The sequence below is a fragment of the Pseudomonas asplenii genome (assembly GCF_900105475.1).
Classification (GTDB): domain Bacteria; phylum Pseudomonadota; class Gammaproteobacteria; order Pseudomonadales; family Pseudomonadaceae; genus Aquipseudomonas; species Aquipseudomonas asplenii.
In genome coordinates this window covers 6,480,818-6,498,497 of sequence record NZ_LT629777.1, presented here as the reverse complement: position 1 = coordinate 6,498,497, position 17,680 = coordinate 6,480,818, and the positions used below count along the sequence as shown (strand labels likewise).

16 protein-coding genes are annotated in these 17,680 nt (G+C 60.4%); 9 read left to right on the top strand and 7 right to left on the bottom strand.

Features of this window, described 5'->3' with window-relative positions; genetic code table 11:
- Positions 1-40 precede the first annotated feature (40 nt).
- From odhB to brnQ, 5 genes are all read left to right on the top strand, one after another.
- Entirely contained in the window at positions 41-1,231 is a 1,191-nt protein-coding gene (gene odhB, locus BLU37_RS28785) for a 2-oxoglutarate dehydrogenase complex dihydrolipoyllysine-residue succinyltransferase (RefSeq protein WP_090210868.1), read from the top strand.
- Positions 1,232-1,343: 112 nt separating this feature from the next.
- Entirely contained in the window at positions 1,344-2,780 is a 1,437-nt protein-coding gene (gene lpdA / locus BLU37_RS28780) for a dihydrolipoyl dehydrogenase (protein ID WP_090210867.1), read from the top strand.
- A gap of 339 nt (positions 2,781-3,119) precedes the next feature.
- Positions 3,120-4,286 (top strand): ADP-forming succinate--CoA ligase subunit beta, encoded by a 1,167-nt coding sequence (gene sucC / locus BLU37_RS28775; protein ID WP_010449065.1) that lies wholly within the window; start codon positions 3,120-3,122, stop codon positions 4,284-4,286.
- A complete protein-coding gene (gene sucD / locus BLU37_RS28770) occupies positions 4,286-5,170 on the top strand; it encodes a succinate--CoA ligase subunit alpha (RefSeq protein ID WP_090210866.1) in 885 nt (294 codons plus the stop codon). Before sucC ends, sucD begins: the two co-directional genes overlap by 1 nt.
- A gap of 314 nt (positions 5,171-5,484) precedes the next feature.
- Positions 5,485-6,798: a branched-chain amino acid transport system II carrier protein gene (gene brnQ / locus BLU37_RS28765; RefSeq protein WP_090210865.1), complete on the top strand. Its 1,314-nt coding sequence runs from the start codon at positions 5,485-5,487 to the stop codon at positions 6,796-6,798.
- A gap of 245 nt (positions 6,799-7,043) precedes the next feature.
- Here brnQ and BLU37_RS28760 read toward each other — a convergent pair whose 3' ends face one another.
- Positions 7,044-7,289, bottom strand: a complete 246-nt coding sequence (locus tag BLU37_RS28760) for a hypothetical protein (RefSeq protein WP_010449061.1) — start codon at positions 7,287-7,289, stop codon at positions 7,044-7,046.
- 163 nt (positions 7,290-7,452) lie between these two features.
- Here BLU37_RS28760 and BLU37_RS28755 point away from each other — a divergent pair, with 163 nt between their 5' ends.
- The 4 genes from BLU37_RS28755 (at position 7,453) to BLU37_RS28740 (ending at position 11,171) form a co-directional block, all read left to right on the top strand.
- The gene (locus BLU37_RS28755; protein ID WP_090210864.1) at positions 7,453-7,929 is read left to right on the top strand and encodes a PaaI family thioesterase; all 477 of its coding nucleotides are present in this window, start codon (positions 7,453-7,455) and stop codon (positions 7,927-7,929) included.
- Positions 7,926-8,381 (top strand): PaaI family thioesterase, encoded by a 456-nt coding sequence (locus BLU37_RS28750; RefSeq protein WP_090210863.1) that lies wholly within the window; start codon positions 7,926-7,928, stop codon positions 8,379-8,381. Before BLU37_RS28755 ends, BLU37_RS28750 begins: the two co-directional genes overlap by 4 nt.
- 88 nt (positions 8,382-8,469) lie before the next feature.
- Entirely contained in the window at positions 8,470-10,377 is a 1,908-nt protein-coding gene (htpG, locus tag BLU37_RS28745) for a molecular chaperone HtpG (RefSeq protein ID WP_090211026.1), read from the top strand.
- A gap of 65 nt (positions 10,378-10,442) precedes the next feature.
- Positions 10,443-11,171 carry a dienelactone hydrolase family protein gene (locus tag BLU37_RS28740; RefSeq protein WP_090210862.1) on the top strand — a complete coding sequence of 243 codons (729 nt, stop codon included), beginning with the start codon at positions 10,443-10,445 and terminating at the stop codon, positions 11,169-11,171.
- 155 nt (positions 11,172-11,326) lie between these two features.
- Here the strand turns inward: BLU37_RS28740 and BLU37_RS28735 are convergent, their stop codons facing one another.
- The 6 genes from BLU37_RS28735 to BLU37_RS28710 all read right to left on the bottom strand — a co-directional run bounded on the left by BLU37_RS28735 (position 11,327) and on the right by BLU37_RS28710 (position 17,669).
- Positions 11,327-12,196: a pirin family protein gene (locus tag BLU37_RS28735; protein WP_090210861.1), complete on the bottom strand. Its 870-nt coding sequence runs from the start codon at positions 12,194-12,196 to the stop codon at positions 11,327-11,329.
- Between the two features lie 59 nt (positions 12,197-12,255).
- Entirely contained in the window at positions 12,256-12,672 is a 417-nt protein-coding gene (locus BLU37_RS28730; RefSeq protein WP_090210860.1) for an OsmC family protein, read from the bottom strand.
- 196 nt (positions 12,673-12,868) lie between these two features.
- Positions 12,869-14,089 carry a beta-ketoacyl-ACP synthase I gene (gene fabB / locus BLU37_RS28725; RefSeq protein ID WP_090210859.1) on the bottom strand — a complete coding sequence of 407 codons (1,221 nt, stop codon included), beginning with the start codon at positions 14,087-14,089 and terminating at the stop codon, positions 12,869-12,871.
- Between the two features lie 11 nt (positions 14,090-14,100).
- The gene (gene fabA / locus BLU37_RS28720) at positions 14,101-14,616 is read right to left on the bottom strand and encodes a 3-hydroxyacyl-[acyl-carrier-protein] dehydratase FabA (protein WP_010449042.1); all 516 of its coding nucleotides are present in this window, start codon (positions 14,614-14,616) and stop codon (positions 14,101-14,103) included.
- Between the two features lie 237 nt (positions 14,617-14,853).
- Complete coding sequence (locus BLU37_RS28715; protein ID WP_090210858.1) at positions 14,854-16,749, bottom strand: ATP-binding protein; 1,896 nt, start codon at positions 16,747-16,749, stop codon at positions 14,854-14,856.
- Complete coding sequence (locus BLU37_RS28710; RefSeq protein WP_090210857.1) at positions 16,746-17,669, bottom strand: ABC transporter substrate-binding protein; 924 nt, start codon at positions 17,667-17,669, stop codon at positions 16,746-16,748. Before BLU37_RS28710 ends, BLU37_RS28715 begins: the two co-directional genes overlap by 4 nt.
- Between the last annotated feature and the right edge of the window lie 11 nt (positions 17,670-17,680).

The window sequence follows — 17,680 nt, the reverse complement described above, 5'->3', positions numbered from 1 at the left end:
GCCTCGCGCACCTGAAACCGAATTTAAGGAACCACAGATAATGGCTATCGAGATCAAAGCCCCCCAATTTCCGGAATCGGTTGCCGATGGCACCGTTGCCACCTGGCACAAGAAGCCGGGCGAAGCGGTCAAGCGCGACGACCTGATCGTCGACATCGAAACCGACAAGGTAGTACTGGAAGTCCTGGCTGAGGCCGACGGCGTCCTGGGCGCCATCGTTGCCAACGAAGGCGACACCGTTCTGTCCGCACAAGTGCTGGGCACCATCGAGGAAGGTGGTGTTGCCACCGCTCCGGCTGCTGCCGCTGCTCCTGCTGCCCAGGCCGCCGCGCCTGCCGCCGCCGATGGCGAAGACGATCCGATCGCTGCACCGGCTGCCCGCAAGCTGGCTGAAGAGAACGGTATCAACATCGCTTCCGTTGCCGGCACTGGCAAAGGCGGTCGCGTGACCAAGGAAGACGTGGTCGCAGCTGTTGCCGCGAAGAAAGCTGCACCTGCCGCTGCCGCGCCGGTATTCGCCGCAGGCGATCGCACCGAGAAGCGCGTACCGATGACTCGCGTACGTGCCACCGTGGCCAAGCGTCTGGTCGAAGCCCAGTCGAACATGGCGATGCTGACCACCTTCAACGAAGTGAACATGAAGCCAATCATGGACCTGCGTTCGAAGTACAAGGATCTGTTCGAGAAGAGCCACAACGGTGTGCGCCTGGGCTTCATGTCGTTCTTCGTCAAGGCGGCCACCGAAGCGCTGAAACGCTTCCCGGCGGTCAACGCTTCCATCGACGGCGGCGACATCGTCTACCACGGCTACTCCGACGTTGGCGTAGCGGTCTCCAGCGACCGTGGCCTGGTGGTACCGGTCCTGCGTAACGCCGAGCTGATGAGCCTGGCCGAAATCGAAAACGGCATCGCCACCTTCGGCAAGAAGGCACGTGATGGCAAACTGTCGATCGACGAAATGACCGGCGGCACCTTCACCATCACCAACGGTGGTACATTCGGTTCTCTGCTGTCGACGCCAATCGTCAACCCGCCACAAGCGGCCATCCTGGGCATGCACAACATCAATGAGCGCCCGATGGCGGTCAAGGGTGAGGTCGTTATCCTGCCGATGATGTACCTGGCACTGTCCTACGATCACCGCCTGATCGATGGCAAGGAAGCCGTGTCTTTCCTGGTCACCATCAAGAACCTGCTGGAAGACCCGGCTCGTCTGTTGCTGGATATCTGATTGCCGTCGGCGCAGGCGAGGTGTTCGAACCCGCCTGCGCACACATGATCAGCTCCATCCCACGACGGTTCCCAAAAGGAACCGTCCGGTTTGATTCGATAAGGAATGACACATGACTCAGAAATTCGACGTGGTAGTGATCGGTGCGGGTCCTGGCGGCTATGTTGCTGCCATCAAGGCTGCGCAACTTGGCCTCAAGACTGCCTGCATCGAGAAGTACCAGGACAAAGAGGGCAAGCTGGCCCTCGGCGGTACTTGCCTGAACGTTGGCTGCATTCCTTCCAAGGCGCTGCTGGACAGCTCCTGGAAGTACCACGAAGCCAAGGATGCGTTCGGCATCCACGGCATCACCGCCAGCGACGTGAAAATCGACGTCGCGGCGATGGTTGGTCGCAAGGCCAACATCGTCAAGAACCTGACCAGCGGTGTTGCCACCCTGTTCAAGGCCAACGGCGTGACTTCGATCCAGGGCCACGGCAAGCTGCTGGCCGGCAAGAAAGTCGAAGTGACCGGTCCCGATGGCGTCGTGCAGGTTATCGAAGCCGAGAACGTGATTCTGGCTCCAGGCTCGCGTCCGATCGACATCCCGCCTGCTCCGGTTGACCAGAACGTGATCGTCGATTCGACCGGCGCCCTGGAATTCCAGAGCGTACCGAAGCGCCTGGGCGTGATCGGTGCTGGCGTGATCGGTCTGGAACTGGGTTCCGTGTGGTCCCGCCTGGGTGCCCAGGTGACCGTCCTGGAAGCCCTGGACACCTTCCTGGTGGCTGCCGACACCGCAGTTTCCAAGGAAGCCCTGAAAACCCTGACCAAACAGGGTCTGGACATCAAGCTGGGCGCTCGCGTCACCGGTTCCGAGGTCAAGGGCGAAGAAGTCCTGGTCAAGTACACTGACGCCAACGGCGAACAGACCATCACCTTCGACAAGCTGATCGTGGCCGTCGGTCGCCGTCCCGTGACCACCGACCTGCTGGCTGCCGATAGCGGCGTGAACCTCGACGAGCGCGGCTTCATCTTCGTTGACGATCACTGCGCCACCAGCGTACCGGGCGTCTACGCCATCGGTGACGTGGTTCGCGGCATGATGCTGGCACACAAGGCCTCGGAAGAGGGCATCATGGTGGTCGAGCGCATCAAGGGCCACAAGGCCCAGATGAACTACGATCTGATCCCGTCGGTTATCTACACTCACCCGGAAATCGCATGGGTCGGTAAAACCGAACAGGCCTTGAAAGCTGAGGGCGTTGAAGTTAACGTCGGCACCTTCCCGTTCGCCGCCAGTGGCCGTGCCATGGCAGCCAACGATACCGGCGGTTTCGTCAAGGTCATCGCTGATGCCAAGACCGACCGCGTACTGGGCGTCCACGTGATTGGCCCAAGCGCTGCCGAGTTGGTACAGCAAGGCGCGATCGGTATGGAATTCGGCACCAGCGCCGAAGACCTGGGCATGATGGTCTTCTCCCATCCGACCCTGTCCGAAGCGTTGCACGAAGCAGCATTGGCAGTGAATGGCGGTGCCATCCACATTGCCAACAAGAAAAAACGCTAGGGTCTGTTCGCAAACTCGCCGAGCGGCGATCAGGCAAGGCAAAAACAGGTGAGCAAGCGGAGTGTAGGGACCTACATGAGCATTGCGAGCCTGTTTTTAACGCAGCATGATCGTCGCGCAGGCAGTTTGCGTATAGAGCCTGAGGATAATAAGAAACCACGGCGGATTGCCCGTCGTGAGCCTTGTGCGCAAGACTCACCGCGGAACATCCGCTGGACGCAGTCTTGCGTCGTTGTACCGGGCAACCGGAAGGCGATGCAAGCAGCAGTCACAGGTGGTGCGGCCCTGGTCATCAGTGCAGCACCGAACGCGCAGTACCTAACGAAGACGGTAAAAAGCATGAATCTTCACGAGTATCAGGGTAAGCAGCTGTTCGCTGAATACGGCCTGCCAGTATCCAAAGGCTACGCGGTAGACACCCCGGAAGAAGCAGCAGAAGCTTGCGACAAGATCGGTGGTTCCGAGTGGGTAGTCAAAGCCCAGGTTCACGCCGGTGGTCGCGGTAAAGCGGGCGGCGTCAAGCTGGTTCGCAGCAAAGAAGACGCCAAAGCCTTCGCACAGCAGTGGCTGGGCAAGCGTCTGGTGACCTATCAGACTGACGCCAATGGTCAGCCGGTCACCAAGATCCTGGTTGAATCGTGCACTGATATCGCTAAAGAGCTGTACCTGGGCGCTGTCGTTGACCGTTCGAGCCGTCGCATCGTGTTCATGGCTTCCACCGAAGGTGGCGTGGACATCGAGAAAATCGCTCACGACACCCCTGAGAAAATCCTCAAGGCCACTATCGATCCACTGGTTGGCGCTCAGCCATTCCAGGGTCGCGAGCTGGCATTCCAGCTGGGTCTGGAAGGCAAGCAGGTTGCTCAGTTCGCCAAGATCTTCGTCGGTCTGGCCAAACTGTTCCAGGACCATGACCTGGCCCTGCTGGAAGTCAACCCGCTGGTGATCAAGGCCGACGGCGATCTGCACTGCCTCGATGCCAAGATCAACATCGACGCCAACGCCATGTATCGTCAGCCTAAGCTGAAAACCTTCCACGATCCGTCCCAGGACGATCCGCGCGAAGCCCACGCTGGCAAGTTCGAACTGAACTACGTCGCGCTGGAAGGCAACATCGGCTGCATGGTCAACGGTGCCGGTCTGGCCATGGGTACCATGGACATCGTCAACCTGCACGGCGGCAAGCCAGCCAACTTCCTCGACGTGGGCGGCGGTGCTACCAAAGAGCGCGTAACCGAAGCGTTCAAGATCATCCTGTCCGACACCAACGTCGCTGCAGTACTGGTCAACATCTTCGGCGGCATCGTTCGTTGCGACATGATTGCCGAAGGCATCATCGGCGCCGTGAAAGAAGTTGGCGTGAAAATCCCGGTTGTTGTGCGCCTTGAAGGCAACAACGCTGAACTGGGCGCTAAAGTACTGGCAGAAAGCGGTCTGAACATCATCGCTGCTACCAGCCTGACCGACGCTGCTCAACAAGTTGTCAAAGCTGCGGAGGGCAAATAATGAGCGTCCTGATCAATAAAGACACCAAGGTTATCTGCCAGGGTATCACCGGTTCGCAGGGTAGCTTCCACACCCAGCAAGCGATCGAGTACGGCACCAAGATGGTCGGTGGTGTCACTCCGGGCAAAGGCGGCACCGAGCACCTGGGCCTGCCAGTGTTCAACACCGTGAAAGACGCTGTAGCAGCCACTGGCGCCACCGCCAGCGTGATCTACGTTCCAGCACCTTTCTGCAAGGACTCGATCCTGGAAGCAGCCTTCGGCGGCATCAAGCTGATCGTCTGCATCACCGAAGGCATTCCTACCCTGGACATGCTGGATGCCAAGGTCAAGTGCGACGAGCTGGGTGTTACCCTGATCGGCCCTAACTGCCCAGGCGTGATCACTCCGGGCGAGTGCAAGATCGGCATCATGCCAGGTCACATCCACTTGCCAGGCAAGGTCGGTATCGTTTCCCGTTCCGGCACCCTGACCTACGAAGCTGTGAAGCAGACCACCGACGCCGGTTTCGGCCAGTCGACCTGCGTTGGTATCGGTGGTGACCCGATCCCGGGTTCGAACTTCATCGACATCCTGAAGCTGTTCCAGGAAGACCCGCAGACCGAAGCGATCGTCATGATCGGCGAGATCGGCGGTTCGGCTGAAGAAGAAGCGGCTGCCTACATCAAGGCTAACGTGACCAAGCCGGTTGTTTCCTACATCGCGGGTGTGACTGCTCCTCCGGGCAAGCGCATGGGCCATGCCGGTGCAATCATCTCCGGCGGCAAAGGCACTGCAGACGAGAAATTCGCTGCTCTGCAAGACGCTGGTGTGAAAACCGTGCGTTCGCTGGCCGATATCGGCAAGGCCCTGGCCGAGCTGACCGGTTGGGAAGTGAAGAAGTAAGCTTCGGCTGACTTCCTGCTTCAGGCAAAGGCCACCTTCGGGTGGCCTTTGTGCTTTCTGGGGGCCAGGAGGCCAGCCCAGACAATAAAAAAATCATATGAAAACGCGACAAGAGAATGTCGCTTATCGGACAATATGCCCTCTAACAGTGCGTTTCGCGCGCAAATTCGTTAGTCTGGCAGCCATTTTGTGTTCGCTCCCCAAAAGGGATCGACGCGCTAAACGGGTCAACCTCATACGGGTCGACAGCATTTCCCTAACCCTACGGGAAATCCCCCTCTAAATTCCGATTCAGCAGTGTGGTATTTCCTTAAATGAAAGTGTTGAAAGGCCAGGACATCCTGGCACTGGGCTTTATGACGTTTGCCCTGTTCGTCGGGGCCGGCAACATCATCTTCCCTCCAATCGTTGGTCTGCAGTCCGGTCCCCATGTCTGGATGGCGGCGCTGGGCTTCCTGATCACCGCCGTCGGCCTGCCGGTGATCACTGTCGTGGCGCTGGCCAAGGTCGGTGGTGCCATGGACGACCTGAGCAGCCCGATTGGCAAGATCGCCGGCGGCCTGCTGGCGGCGGTCTGCTACCTGGCGGTCGGTCCGCTGTTCGCCACGCCACGCACCGCGACGGTGTCCTTCGAAGTGGGTCTGGCGCCGCTGACCGGTGAAAGCCCGCTGGCGCTGTTCCTCTACAGTTCGGTGTACTTCCTGCTGGTGTTCTTCATCTCCCTGTATCCAGGGCGTTTGCTGGATACCGTGGGGCGTTTCCTCGCACCGCTGAAGATCATTGCGCTGGCGGTACTGGGCATCGCGGCTTTCGCCTTGCCAGCCGGTGATATCGGCACGGCTACCCCCGAGTACGTCGCAGCACCTTTCTCCCAGGGGTTCATCAATGGCTACCTGACCATGGATACCCTGGGCGCCCTGGTGTTCGGTATCGTTATCGTCAACGCCATCCGTTCGCGTGGCGTCGAATCGCCACGGTTGATCACCCGCTACGCGATCATCGCCGGGCTGATTGCCGGCGTTGGCCTGGCGCTGGTGTACATCAGCCTGTTCCGCCTGGGGGCGGGCAGCCATGAAGTGGCGGTTGGCGCCACCAATGGTGCGGCAGTCCTGCATGCCTATGTGCAGCACACCTTCGGTTCGCTGGGCAGCGGCTTCCTCGCGGTGCTCATTTCGCTGGCGTGCCTGGTGACGGCGGTTGGCCTGACCTGCGCCTGTGCCGAGTATTTCAGCCGGGTTCTGCCGCTGTCGTACAAGACCCTGGTAATCATCCTGGCGGCGTTTTCGCTGCTGGTGTCGAACCTGGGGCTGACCAAGCTGATTGCGTTCTCGATTCCGGTGCTGACGGCGATCTATCCACCGTGCATCGCGCTGGTGGCGTTGAGCTTCTGCCAGTCGTTCTGGCGTTCGCAAGGGCGGATCGTGGGGCCGGTGATGCTGGTGTCGCTGCTGTTCGGCATGATCGATGCGCTCAAGGGTGCGGGGCTGGCGGATTGGTTGCCTTCGCAACTGTCCCACCTGCCGCTGAGTGAGCAGGGGCTGGCCTGGCTGGTGCCGTCGGTCGTGATGCTGGTGGTGGCTGTGGTCATCGACCGGATGTTGGGCAAGCCTAGCGAGGCGATTGCCTGATTTGAGTGGCTTGTCTGGCCTGTCATGAGCGGGATGTGGATAAAACGAAGAGCCCTGTGTCGGATGCGACATGGGGCTTTTTGCTTCTTCGGGACTTATATAAAAATCCCTGTACCTCGTATCGGTTATTCATGGCTTGAAATAACCCACCCTGGCCAGGAATCAATCGCGCAAAAAATAAAGCCCGCTCAGGGCGGGCTTTATTTTTGCTATCGAAGTTCTTCTGTAGAAGGAACTTCAGTGACTCAAGAACCGGTAGCCTCTTTGGCACTTTCTTCGGCGGCCGCCTTGTTCGATTCAGCCTGAGCTTTGGCAGCTTCGGCGTTTTCCTTCGCGGCGTCGTTCACTTTATCCTGAGCTTCGTTCATTTTTTGCTGAGCTTGCTCGGCGTGTTGGTTTGCGTCTTGAGCTTTGTCCTCGGATTTTTTATCGCAGGCAGCGAGACCCAAGGAAGCGGTCAGCATCAAGGCAATAGCTAAAGTCTTACGCATGGGGTTGTTGCTCCTTTGTGGAAATAGTGACTACTGGCCTTTTGAACGCTCAGCCATGGCTTAAGTTCCTTTATTTCCAAAGATATATAAGTGTTTGAAGTGCGGAACTTTTTTCAGTGTCCATAATTTGGCGTTGCCAGCCACCCGACGAGGATTGTCATTCATGAGCCAAACCGCCGTCTTTGAGCGCGCCACGCGTTTTCTCAGTGCTCTGCGGCATTGCCAGGTCCTCGGCCTGCAACTGCATGATATCGATGGCCGGGGAGTGACCCTGATCCTGCCCTATAGCGAAAAAATCGTCGGCGACCCCGAGAACGGTCTTATCCATGGCGGGGCCTTGAGTTCGCTGATGGATACCGCCTGCGGCATGGCAACCCTGTGTGTCCTGCCCGAATTCGAAGTCTGCCCGACCCTCGACCTGCGCATCGACTACATGCACCCGGCCGAGCCCGGCAAGGACGTCCATGGTTATGCCGAATGCTACCGGGTGACCCGCGATATCATCTTTGCTCGAGGCCATGCCTACCAGGACGATCCGGACAACCCCATCGCCCACGTGGTCGGTACCTTCATGCGCATGGGCAAAGGCATCAGGGGCAGCCTGGCGTTCGGCAATTCGATCAGCGGCGGTGTGGCATGAGCAACGCATTCAAGGAACAACTCCAGCGTGCCCACCAACAAGGCGACTACGGTCAGCTCCTGCAACGGATTCCCTACGCCAAGCTGATCGGTATCGAGTGCTCACGGCTCGGTGATGAGTTGCTGTTCTGCCTTCCAGCGAACAAGGACAATATTGGTAACCCTTTATTACCGGCGATCCATGGCGGGGTCATTGCCGGTTTCATGGAGCTGGCGGCGGCGTTGCATCTGCTGGTATTCACCGGTTCGCCCGGGGCGCCCAAGGTCATCGATTTCTCCGTCGACTACCTGCGCGCCGGGCAGTTTCGCGATACCTACGCCAAATGCCAGGTCTGCCGCCAGGGGCGGCGGGTGGCGAATGTGGCGGTGACCGCCTGGCAGAGTACCGAGGCCGAACCGATAGCCACCGCCCGCGCCCATTTCAAGATCGAGGAAGCGTTGCCGGGCACTTGAAATCCTCGTCACAGCCCCCAACTTTGATGACAACCCGCCGCCAACCTTGCAGGGCGGCCATTGCCATCCAAATTGGAGTTTGATGACCATGAGTGTGGAAACTCAAAAGGAAACCCTGGGCTTCCAGACCGAGGTGAAGCAACTGCTGCACCTCATGATCCATTCGTTGTATTCGAACAAGGAGATCTTCCTGCGCGAATTGATCTCCAACGCCTCCGACGCTGTCGACAAATTGCGTTTCGAAGCCCTGTCCAAGCCCGAGTTGCTGGAAGGTGGCGCGGAACTGAAAATCCGTGTGAGCTTCGACAAGGACGCCAGGACCGTCACCCTCGAGGACAACGGTATCGGCATGAGCCGTGACGATGTGATCACTCACCTGGGGACCATCGCCAAGTCCGGCACCGCCGACTTCATGAAGAACCTCTCGGGCGACCAGAAAAAGGATTCGCACCTGATCGGCCAGTTCGGCGTGGGCTTCTATTCGGCCTTTATCGTCGCCGACCAGGTTGAAGTGTTCAGCCGCCGCGCCGGCCTTGCGGCCAGCGAAGGTGTGCACTGGTCGTCGAAGGGCGAGGGTGAGTTCGAAGTCGCAACCATCGACAAGGCGGATCGCGGTACCCGCATCGTCCTGCACCTGAAATCCGGTGAGGATGAGTTTGCCGATGGCTGGCGCCTGCGCAACATCATCAAGAAGTACTCCGACCATATCGCACTGCCGATCGAAGTACCGAAGGAAGCCGCCGCTGTCGCCGAAGGCGAAGAGCCTCCTGCGCAGGAATGGGAAACCGTCAACCGTGCCAGCGCGCTGTGGACCCGTCCGCGTACCGAGGTCAAGGACGAGGAATACCAGGAGTTCTACAAGCACATCGGCCACGACTACGAGAACCCGCTGAGCTGGAGCCACAACAAGGTCGAAGGCAAGCTGGAGTACAACTCTCTGCTCTATGTGCCGGCCCGCGCACCGTTCGACCTGTACCAGCGTGAAGCGCCGAAGGGCCTCAAGCTGTACGTGCAGCGTGTATTCGTCATGGATCAGGCCGAATCCTTCCTGCCGCTGTACCTGCGCTTCATCAAGGGTGTGGTCGACTCCAACGACCTGTCCCTGAACGTCTCGCGGGAAATCCTGCAGAAAGACCCGATCATCGATTCGATGAAGTCGGCGCTGACCAAGCGTGTCCTCGACATGCTGGAAAAACTGGCGAAGAACGAACCCGAGCAGTACAAGGGCTTCTGGAAGAACTTTGGCCAGGTCCTGAAAGAAGGCCCGGCCGAAGACTTCGCCAACAAGGAAAAAATCGCCGGCCTGCTGCGTTTTGCCTCGACTCAGGGCGAAGAAGGCGAGCAGGTGGTTTCCCTGGCCGAATACCTGGCTCGTGCCAAGGAAGGTCAGGACAAGATCTACTACCTGACCGGCGAGACCTATGCCCAGGTCAAGAACAGTCCGCACCTGGAAGTCTTCCGCAAGAAAGGCATCGAAGTGCTGCTGCTCACCGACCGTATCGACGAGTGGCTGATGAGCTACCTCAACGAATTCGATGGCAAGAGCTTCGTCGACGTCGCGCGTGGCGACCTGGACCTGGGCAACCTGGACTCGGAAGAGGACAAGAAAGCTGCCGAGGAAGTCGCCAAGAGCAAGGAAGGCCTGGTCGAACGCCTCAAGGCTGCCCTGGGCGACGTTGTCAGCGAAGTGCGGGTTTCCCATCGCCTGACCGACTCGCCGGCGATCCTGGCGATCGGTGAGCAGGATCTTGGCCTGCAGATGCGCCAGATCCTCGAGGCCAGCGGGCAGAAGGTACCGGACTCCAAGCCGATCTTCGAATTCAACCCGAGCCATCCGCTGATCGAGAAACTCGACGCCGAGCCGGACGAGGATCGTTTTGGTGACCTGTCGCACATCCTGCTCGACCAGGCGGCCTTGGCAGCCGGTGACAGCCTGAAGGATCCGGCGGCCTATGTGCGCCGACTGAACAAGCTGTTGGTCGAGCTGTCTGCCTGATAACGCTGTAGGAAAACCCGCTTCGGCGGGTTTTTCATTTTTTGGATGTCCTTACGGAGTATGTAATGAGCCAAATCACTGTCAGTTCCGTGGCCTATGAGATTGATGGCCAATCCTACGAAGGTCGCCTGGCTTTTGATGCCAGCCACAAGGGCGCGCGTCCGGGGCTGCTGATGGCACCCAACTGGATGGGCGTCAGCGCGGGGGCTGAAAAAATTGCCCAGTCGGTGGCGGCCAAAGGGTATGTGGTATTGATCGCCGATCTCTACGGCAGCTCGGTACGCCCGCAGAACGGTGACGAAGCGGGTGCCGCGATGATGCCATTGAAGAATGATCGAGCTGAGCTGCGCAAACGTATGCAAGTCGCTTTCGAAGCCTTGCAGGGGCAGGCGCTGGCAGCGGTTGACACCTCCAGGCTGGCGACTTTCGGCTTCTGCTTCGGTGGCTGCTGTTCGCTGGAGCTGGCCCGAACCGGCGCGCCGCTGAAGGCTGCCGTGTCGTTCCACGGTACGCTGGATACGCCGAACCCGGCGGATGCGAACAACATCAAGGGGGCGGTGCTGGTGTTGCATGGCGCTTCCGATCCGCTGGTGCCACGTGAGCAATTGCCGGCGTTCGAAGAGGAAATGAATGCTGCCGGGGTCGACTGGCAACTGCTCAGCTATGGTGGGGCGGTGCATTCGTTCACCGATCCGCATGCGAATGTACCGGGCAAGATGATGTATGACGCGAAGACCGCCAGCCGGTCCTTCACGGCCATGCATAACCTGCTGGAAGAAGTGTTCGCCGGCTGAGATCTCTGTTGCCCTTGAGGGCCCTATCGCCGGTTCCCACACAGTCATCGTGCCAGAGACATGTCCTGGAGGCGCCGTAGAACCCTGTGGTAGCCGGCTTGCTGGCGATGGCGGTCCCGAACATCCCCAGACCGCCTGTCAGGCCAGCGAGGGCTCTATGGCCTGACAGGCAGCTCAATACGCCCGGTTTCCCCAGGCACTTTCGGCCAGTCCCCGGCCGCCCAGCGTGCGCGAGCCTGGTCGATCAGCGCTGGATCGCTGGCAACGAAGTTCCAGTTCATCCGCCGTGGCCCGTCCAACGGTGCACCTCCAATCAATACCAGGTGCACATCACCCTCGGCCGCCAGCGTCGGGCTCTCGCCCTGGGGCAGGATCACCAGGCTGCGCGGCTCCAGCCGCTCTCCATCCAGCTCGACCTCGCCTGCGAGTACGTACAGCGCCCGTTCCTCATACTCATCAGGCACCAGCAGGGTGGTCGCCGGCTCCATCCGTATCTCGGCATAGACCGTTGGCGACAGCACTGGCACGGGGGAGGTCAGGCAGAAGCCGCTGCCGGCGATCAGGCGGATCTTCACGCCCAGGCTCTCGCTGGTCGGCAGGCTGGCGGCCGGGTGATGGCTGTAGTGCCCGACGCCTTGTTCCTGTTCCCGGGGCGAGGCCAGCCACACTTGCAAGCCATGCAGCGTCGAGCCGCTGGCGATCAGTTCGGCCGGCGTGCGCTCGACATGGGCGATGGCGCTGCCGGCAGTCATCCAGCTCACCTCACCGGGGCCGACCTGCTGGTCGTAGCCCAGGCTGTCCTTGTGCTGCAACCGGCCCTCGAACAGGTAGGTCAGGGTCGACAGACCGATATGCGGATGTTGCCGGATATCCATGCCGCTGCCCGGCGGATAGCGGGTTTCCAGCATGTGATCGAAAAATACGAACGGGCCGACACTGCGGCACTGGGCAGAGGGCAGGGGACGGAGGATGGGTTGACCTTCGACGTCCTCGGCGCGAGGACGAATCACCAACGGTGTACTCATGGGGCTTCCAGGCTAGGCGGGCAATGCGCAGAGCATAACCCGCTTTTGCGTCAGCGCCCTTACTGACTGAAGGCACCCTCGGCCAGCAGGGTCTCGATGCTGACTTCGCTGGTGGTCATCAGTTTGTGGATCGGGCAGCGGTCGGCAACCTTGTGCAGTTCGTCGCGCTGGGCATCGCTCAGCACGCCCTTGAGGGTCAGCTTGACCTGCAGGCCATACGTGCCTTTCTGCTCCTGGCTGTTGTCGCGCTTGACCTCGACGGTGACGCCGGTCAGCGGGATGCCTTTTTTCTGCGCGTACAGCTTGAGGGTCAGGGCCTTGCAGGTGCCTAGTGCGGCATCGAAATAGTCGTGCGGGTCCGGTGCGGAACCTTCCCCGCCGAGGGTTTTGGGTACATCAGTGAACAACTGATGATCATCGATCTGCACGCTGTGACGAAAACCTTCGTGGGATTCTGTGTTGATGGTGATGGTCATGACGAACCTCTTGGCGAACGTGACGGGATAGTGCCTGAATCTTATAGAACACCGAGTCATGATGGTGTTCAGCTTTATTTGGCGATCATGCCCGGTGTGCCGAGCATATCGAACATGACGGGCGAGTCTGGCGGTGGCCGCAAAAAAAACGCCCCGAACCAGTCGGGGCGTTTTTCATGTCGCGATCAGGCCGGGCTTACTTGCCCTGCCAGCGCTTCAGCACCAGGGTAGCGTTGGTGCCACCGAAGCCGAAGCTGTTGCTCATCACGTTGTTCAGTTGCACGTTTTCGCGAGTCTGGGTCTGGACCGGCATGTCGGCGACTTCCGGATCCAGCTCGTCGATGTTGGCGGAACCGGCAATGAAGTTGCCTTCCATCATCAGCAGGCAGTAGATCGCCTCGTGCACGCCGGCAGCACCCAGGGAGTGACCGGACAGGCTCTTGGTCGAACTGATGGCCGGAGCCTTGTCGCCGAAGACTTCACGTACGCCTTTCATTTCCGCGACGTCGCCGACCGGAGTCGAGGTGCCGTGGGTGTTCAGGTAGTCGATCGGGCCGTCAACGGTGGACATTGCCATCCGCATGCAGCGCACGGCACCTTCGCCGCTTGGGGCAACCATGTCGTAGCCATCGGAGGTCGCGCCGTAGCCGACGATTTCGGCATAGATCTTCGCGCCACGGGCCAGAGCGTGTTCCAGTTCCTCGACCACCACCATGCCGCCACCGCCAGCGATGACGAAACCGTCACGCTTGGCATCGTAGGCACGCGAGGCTTTCTGCGGCGTGTCGTTGTACTGGGTGGACAGCGCGCCCATGGCGTCGAACAGGAACGACTGGCTCCAGTGCTCTTCTTCACCGCCACCGGCGAAGACGATGTCCTGCTTGCCCATCTGGATCTGCTCCATGGCGGTACCGATGCAGTGGGCACTGGTGGCGCAGGCGGAGGAGATCGAGTAGTTCAGGCCCTTGATCTTGAACGGAGTGGCCAGGCACGCCGAAACGGTGCTGCCCATGGTGCGGGTCACGCGGTATGGACCCACACGCTTGACGCCTTTTTCGCGCAGGGTATCCAGCGCTTCCATCTGGTTCAGGGTCGAAGCACCGCCGGAACCGGCGATCAGGCCGGTACGCGGGTTGGACACCTGCTCTTCGGTCAGGCCGGAATCGCTGATCGCGTCTTTCATGGCCAGGTAGGCGTAGGCCGCCGCGTGGCCGACGAAACGATAGATCTTGCGGTCGATCAGTTCTTCGAGGTTGAGGTCGATGGAGCCGGAAACCTGGCTACGCAGACCCATTTCGGCATATTCCGGGTTGAAGCGGATGCCAGGGCGGCTTGCACGCAGGTTAGCGGAGACGGTCTCTTTGTCATTGCCCAGGCAAGAAACGATGCCCAGACCAGTGATAACGACGCGGCGCATGCGGATAACCCTTAGAAGTTGTCAGTGGAGGTGAACACGCCGACCCGAAGGGCTTCGGCGGTGTAGATTTCGCGGCCGTCGACACTGACCGAACCGTCGGCGATGGCCAGGTTCAGCTTGCCTTTGAGGACGCGCTTGATATGGATGTTATAGGTGACTTTCTTGGCGGTTGGCAGGACCTGGCCGAAGAATTTCACTTCGCCCGAACCCAGCGCACGGCCACGGCCCGGCAGACCTTGCCAGCCGAGGAAGAAGCCGACCAGTTGCCACATGGCATCGAGGCCCAGGCAGCCTGGCATCACCGGATCGCCTTCGAAGTGGCAGGCGAAGAACCACAGGTCCGGGGTGATATCCAGTTCGGCGACCAATTCACCTTTGCCGTACTTGCCACCCTCTTCGCTGATATGGGTGATGCGATCCACCATCAGCATGTTCGGGGCGGGCAGTTGCGCGTTACCTGGGCCGAACAGCTCACCGCGACTGCAGCGCAGCAGATCTTCCCGGGTAAAGGCGTTTTGTTTGGTCATGCGAGCTCCTCAATAGTTACATGCGGCAGGGGGGACTGACTCTTCCCGGCCGATCGAAGCCCTCATGCCTCGAATCGACAGCCTACACATAGACTATTGCGTTGTAGTGAAAGTCACAGCACACGGGACATGAATGTACACTTGTGCACTGAAATTATAAATCAAGCCGGTTTCACGGCTTGTTTGGGTGCCTAAGACTGCCGCACTTTCGTCTTTCACGCCAGTCGCACGTGGCATTCAAGGCACCCAACGCTGGAGAATCCGCTGCAGGTCAGCGCGTTTGAAGGGCTTGGCCAGGTAATCGTTCATACCGGCCTGCAGGCATTCTTCGCGGTCGCCTTGCAGGGCGTTCGCGGTCAGGGCGATGATCGGCAACTGGGCGTTATCAGGCAGTTGGCGGATCTGCCGGGTGGCTTCATAGCCGTCGACGAGCGGTAGCCGACAGTCCATCAGCACCGCCGCGAAACTGCCGTTTCTCGCCTGTTCGACCGCCTCGATGCCATCGTGCGCCAGGCTGACTTCGAAGCCCAGGCTGTGCAGCATCGCTTCGATCACGGTCTGGTTCACCGGGTTGTCTTCCACCAGCAGGACCTTGCGCCCCTTGCCATGGCTCGCCAGCAGTTGCGGCAGAGCCTCCGGTTCGGCCAGGTACTGCAGGGCCAGCGGTATTTCCAGGGTGAACACCGAACCCTGGCCTTCTTCGCTGCGTGCATGCAGGGTACCGCCCATGCGTTCGGCCAGGGTCCGGGCAATCGGCAGGCCGAGGCCGGTGCCGCCATAACGCCGGGAAATCGAACTGTCGGCCTGCTGGAAGGCATCGAACATCAGTTCCAGGCGTTCGGCGGAAATGCCGATGCCACTGTCGCGTACGGTGCAACTGAACCAGATCAATTCGTCGTCCAGTACCTGCCAGGCGGGCTCGATGCTCACGCTGCCGTGTTCGGTGAACTTGAGCGCGTTGCCGATCAGGTTGACCAGGATCTGCCGGATGCGTGTCGGATCACCCTTGACCTGCAGCTTTTCCAGTCCGGCCGGGAATCGCAGGTTCAACTGCAGGCCGCGCTGTACGGCGCTGTGCTGGAATGCCTGGGCGCAACTGCCGATCAACTCGCCAAGGGCGAACGGAATGTGCTCCAGCTCCAGGGCCGAGCGTTCGATTCGCGAGAAATCGAGGATGTCATTGATGACCTTCAGCAGGTGTTCGGTGGATTCCGAGGCCAGTGCTGCGTATTCGGCCTGTTCCTCGCTCATTTCCGTGGTTTCGAGCAGTTGCAGCATGCCCAGTACGCCGTTCATCGGGGTGCGCAACTCGTGGCTCATCATCGCCAGGAAGTCGGACTTGGCGTTGTTCGCCCGCTCCGCTTCTTCGCGGGTCTGGATCAGTTGCGCGATGGCCTGGTGCTGCTCGCGGCTGGCTTGTTCAAGGCCGCTGGCGAGGTTGTTGATGTGCCGCGCCAGGTCGCCCAGTTCGGTGTCGTCCGGCACCGGCAGCGGGGTCTTGTAGTCGCCTTGCTGGATAGCCTTTACCGCATGGCCCATGGCGCTGATCGGCTGCGACAGGTTGGCCGCCAGGCGGCGTGCGAGCAGGAAGGTGAAGAGCAGGGCGAACAGTGCGAGGATCCCGGCCTTGAGCAGGATTTCCTGCTGGCGCTGGTTGAAGGCACCGTTTGACATGCCGACGATCACGCGGCCCAGATAATCCTCGCCGGTCGCAGTCGTGTTGGCGTAGGCGCCTTGCAGGAAATCGCTGTCGAGCTTGATCCGCTGCAGGCGTACCGGAGCCTGGAAGATCTCGACCTGCTGGGTACGGCTTTGGCTTTCGGCGGGTTGTTCGACATAGACCAGGATATTGTTGCTCCGGTCCTGGACTTCGAGAAAACGCACATGAGGCGTCGCCAGGCTGGCTTTCATCAGGCTTTCGAGCACGTCGCTGTTACCGGAAATGACCCCGTATTCCGTGGCCGGCGCCAGTTGGTTGGCGATCAGTTGGCCGGTGTGGTTGAGTTCCTGGCGCAGGTCCTGGATTCGCACGAAGGTGAAGAAACTGATCAGCAGCAGGGTCAGCAACAGCGCCGGGCCGAGGCTGATCATCTGGGTACGGGCGTTGATGCCCCAATGCCGGCGAAGATTCATGGATGCGGTTCTCCTTCGGCCAACTGGGTGGCGACGGACGCTTCGTCGATCGTCTCCAGGCTCAGCGAGCGAGCAACCTGCGGGTTGCTCAGGACCTTGAAGCGGGAAGGATAAAGGGTGCGCGGCCAACTGGAAGGAGGCTGGTCGAGCAGGTTGTCGAGGACGACCAGCCAGTCGTTCTGGTCGCTGTAACTGCTGGCCAGGCTGCCAGCCTTGACGAAGCCGGCATTGGGGCCGATCAGTGCCAGTTGTCGGGCATAGCTGCTGAGCAGCAGGTTTTTCGCGGTTTTGGGGTTGTACAAGGTCGTATCGTCGATCCCCAGCAACACATCGCTGTTGCGCAGCAGGTCCTGCAGCGGCCGGCTGTCGACGGTGTTGTCCCAGCGCTGGGCGACGATTTCCAGACCCAGTGGCTGGGCGGCCTGGCGCAGTTCGGCGAGCAGGAACTCGCTGTCCTCGTCGTACAGCACGCCGACGCGCCGGACCTGCGGCAGCACGGTCCGTATCAGGCGCAACTGCCGAGCCGGCGGCGGATCGCTCCAGAGCAGGCTGAGCTGATGGGGAAGTGATTGGCCCAGGCGTTGGTGGGCTTGCAGGCGGCTGATACGCAGCACCAGTGTCGCCGGGCCCTGACTGTCCGACAGGCGCCAGTCGAGGCTGGGCGGGTCGAGCAGAATCAGCCGCGTGCCGGCTGGCAGTTGGCCCGGCGCCGGCAATTGCCCGAACGGCACGAAGCGCACCCGGTCTTCGGGTCGCTGTCGAGCCAGGGCACTGGTGAAACCCTGCACGCCGGGGCTGTCTTCAGCCCCTGTGAGCAGCACATCGGCGGCCCGGGCCTGTTGCTGGGGTTGGGAGACCAGCAGCAGGCCCAGCAGGCAAACCATCAGCTTTGGCAGCCAGCCGCGGCACGCCCTTGTCATCCTTGACCGAC

Bases quoted from the DNA above. Each gene is read 5' to 3' on its own strand.
- odhB (WP_090210868.1), top strand. From the start codon at position 41: ATGGCTATCGAGATCAAAGCCCCCCAATTTCCGGAATCGGTTGCCGAT.
- lpdA (WP_090210867.1), top strand. From the start codon at position 1,344: ATGACTCAGAAATTCGACGTGGTAGTGATCGGTGCGGGTCCTGGCGGC.
- sucC (WP_010449065.1), top strand. From the start codon at position 3,120: ATGAATCTTCACGAGTATCAGGGTAAGCAGCTGTTCGCTGAATACGGC.
- sucD (WP_090210866.1), top strand. From the start codon at position 4,286: ATGAGCGTCCTGATCAATAAAGACACCAAGGTTATCTGCCAGGGTATC.
- brnQ (WP_090210865.1), top strand. From the start codon at position 5,485: ATGAAAGTGTTGAAAGGCCAGGACATCCTGGCACTGGGCTTTATGACG.
- BLU37_RS28760 (WP_010449061.1), bottom strand. From the start codon at position 7,289: ATGCGTAAGACTTTAGCTATTGCCTTGATGCTGACCGCTTCCTTGGGT.
- BLU37_RS28755 (WP_090210864.1), top strand. From the start codon at position 7,453: ATGAGCCAAACCGCCGTCTTTGAGCGCGCCACGCGTTTTCTCAGTGCT.
- BLU37_RS28750 (WP_090210863.1), top strand. From the start codon at position 7,926: ATGAGCAACGCATTCAAGGAACAACTCCAGCGTGCCCACCAACAAGGC.
- htpG (WP_090211026.1), top strand. From the start codon at position 8,470: ATGAGTGTGGAAACTCAAAAGGAAACCCTGGGCTTCCAGACCGAGGTG.
- BLU37_RS28740 (WP_090210862.1), top strand. From the start codon at position 10,443: ATGAGCCAAATCACTGTCAGTTCCGTGGCCTATGAGATTGATGGCCAA.
- BLU37_RS28735 (WP_090210861.1), bottom strand. From the start codon at position 12,196: ATGAGTACACCGTTGGTGATTCGTCCTCGCGCCGAGGACGTCGAAGGT.
- BLU37_RS28730 (WP_090210860.1), bottom strand. From the start codon at position 12,672: ATGACCATCACCATCAACACAGAATCCCACGAAGGTTTTCGTCACAGC.
- fabB (WP_090210859.1), bottom strand. From the start codon at position 14,089: ATGCGCCGCGTCGTTATCACTGGTCTGGGCATCGTTTCTTGCCTGGGC.
- fabA (WP_010449042.1), bottom strand. From the start codon at position 14,616: ATGACCAAACAAAACGCCTTTACCCGGGAAGATCTGCTGCGCTGCAGT.
- BLU37_RS28715 (WP_090210858.1), bottom strand. From the start codon at position 16,749: ATGAATCTTCGCCGGCATTGGGGCATCAACGCCCGTACCCAGATGATC.
- BLU37_RS28710 (WP_090210857.1), bottom strand. From the start codon at position 17,669: ATGACAAGGGCGTGCCGCGGCTGGCTGCCAAAGCTGATGGTTTGCCTG.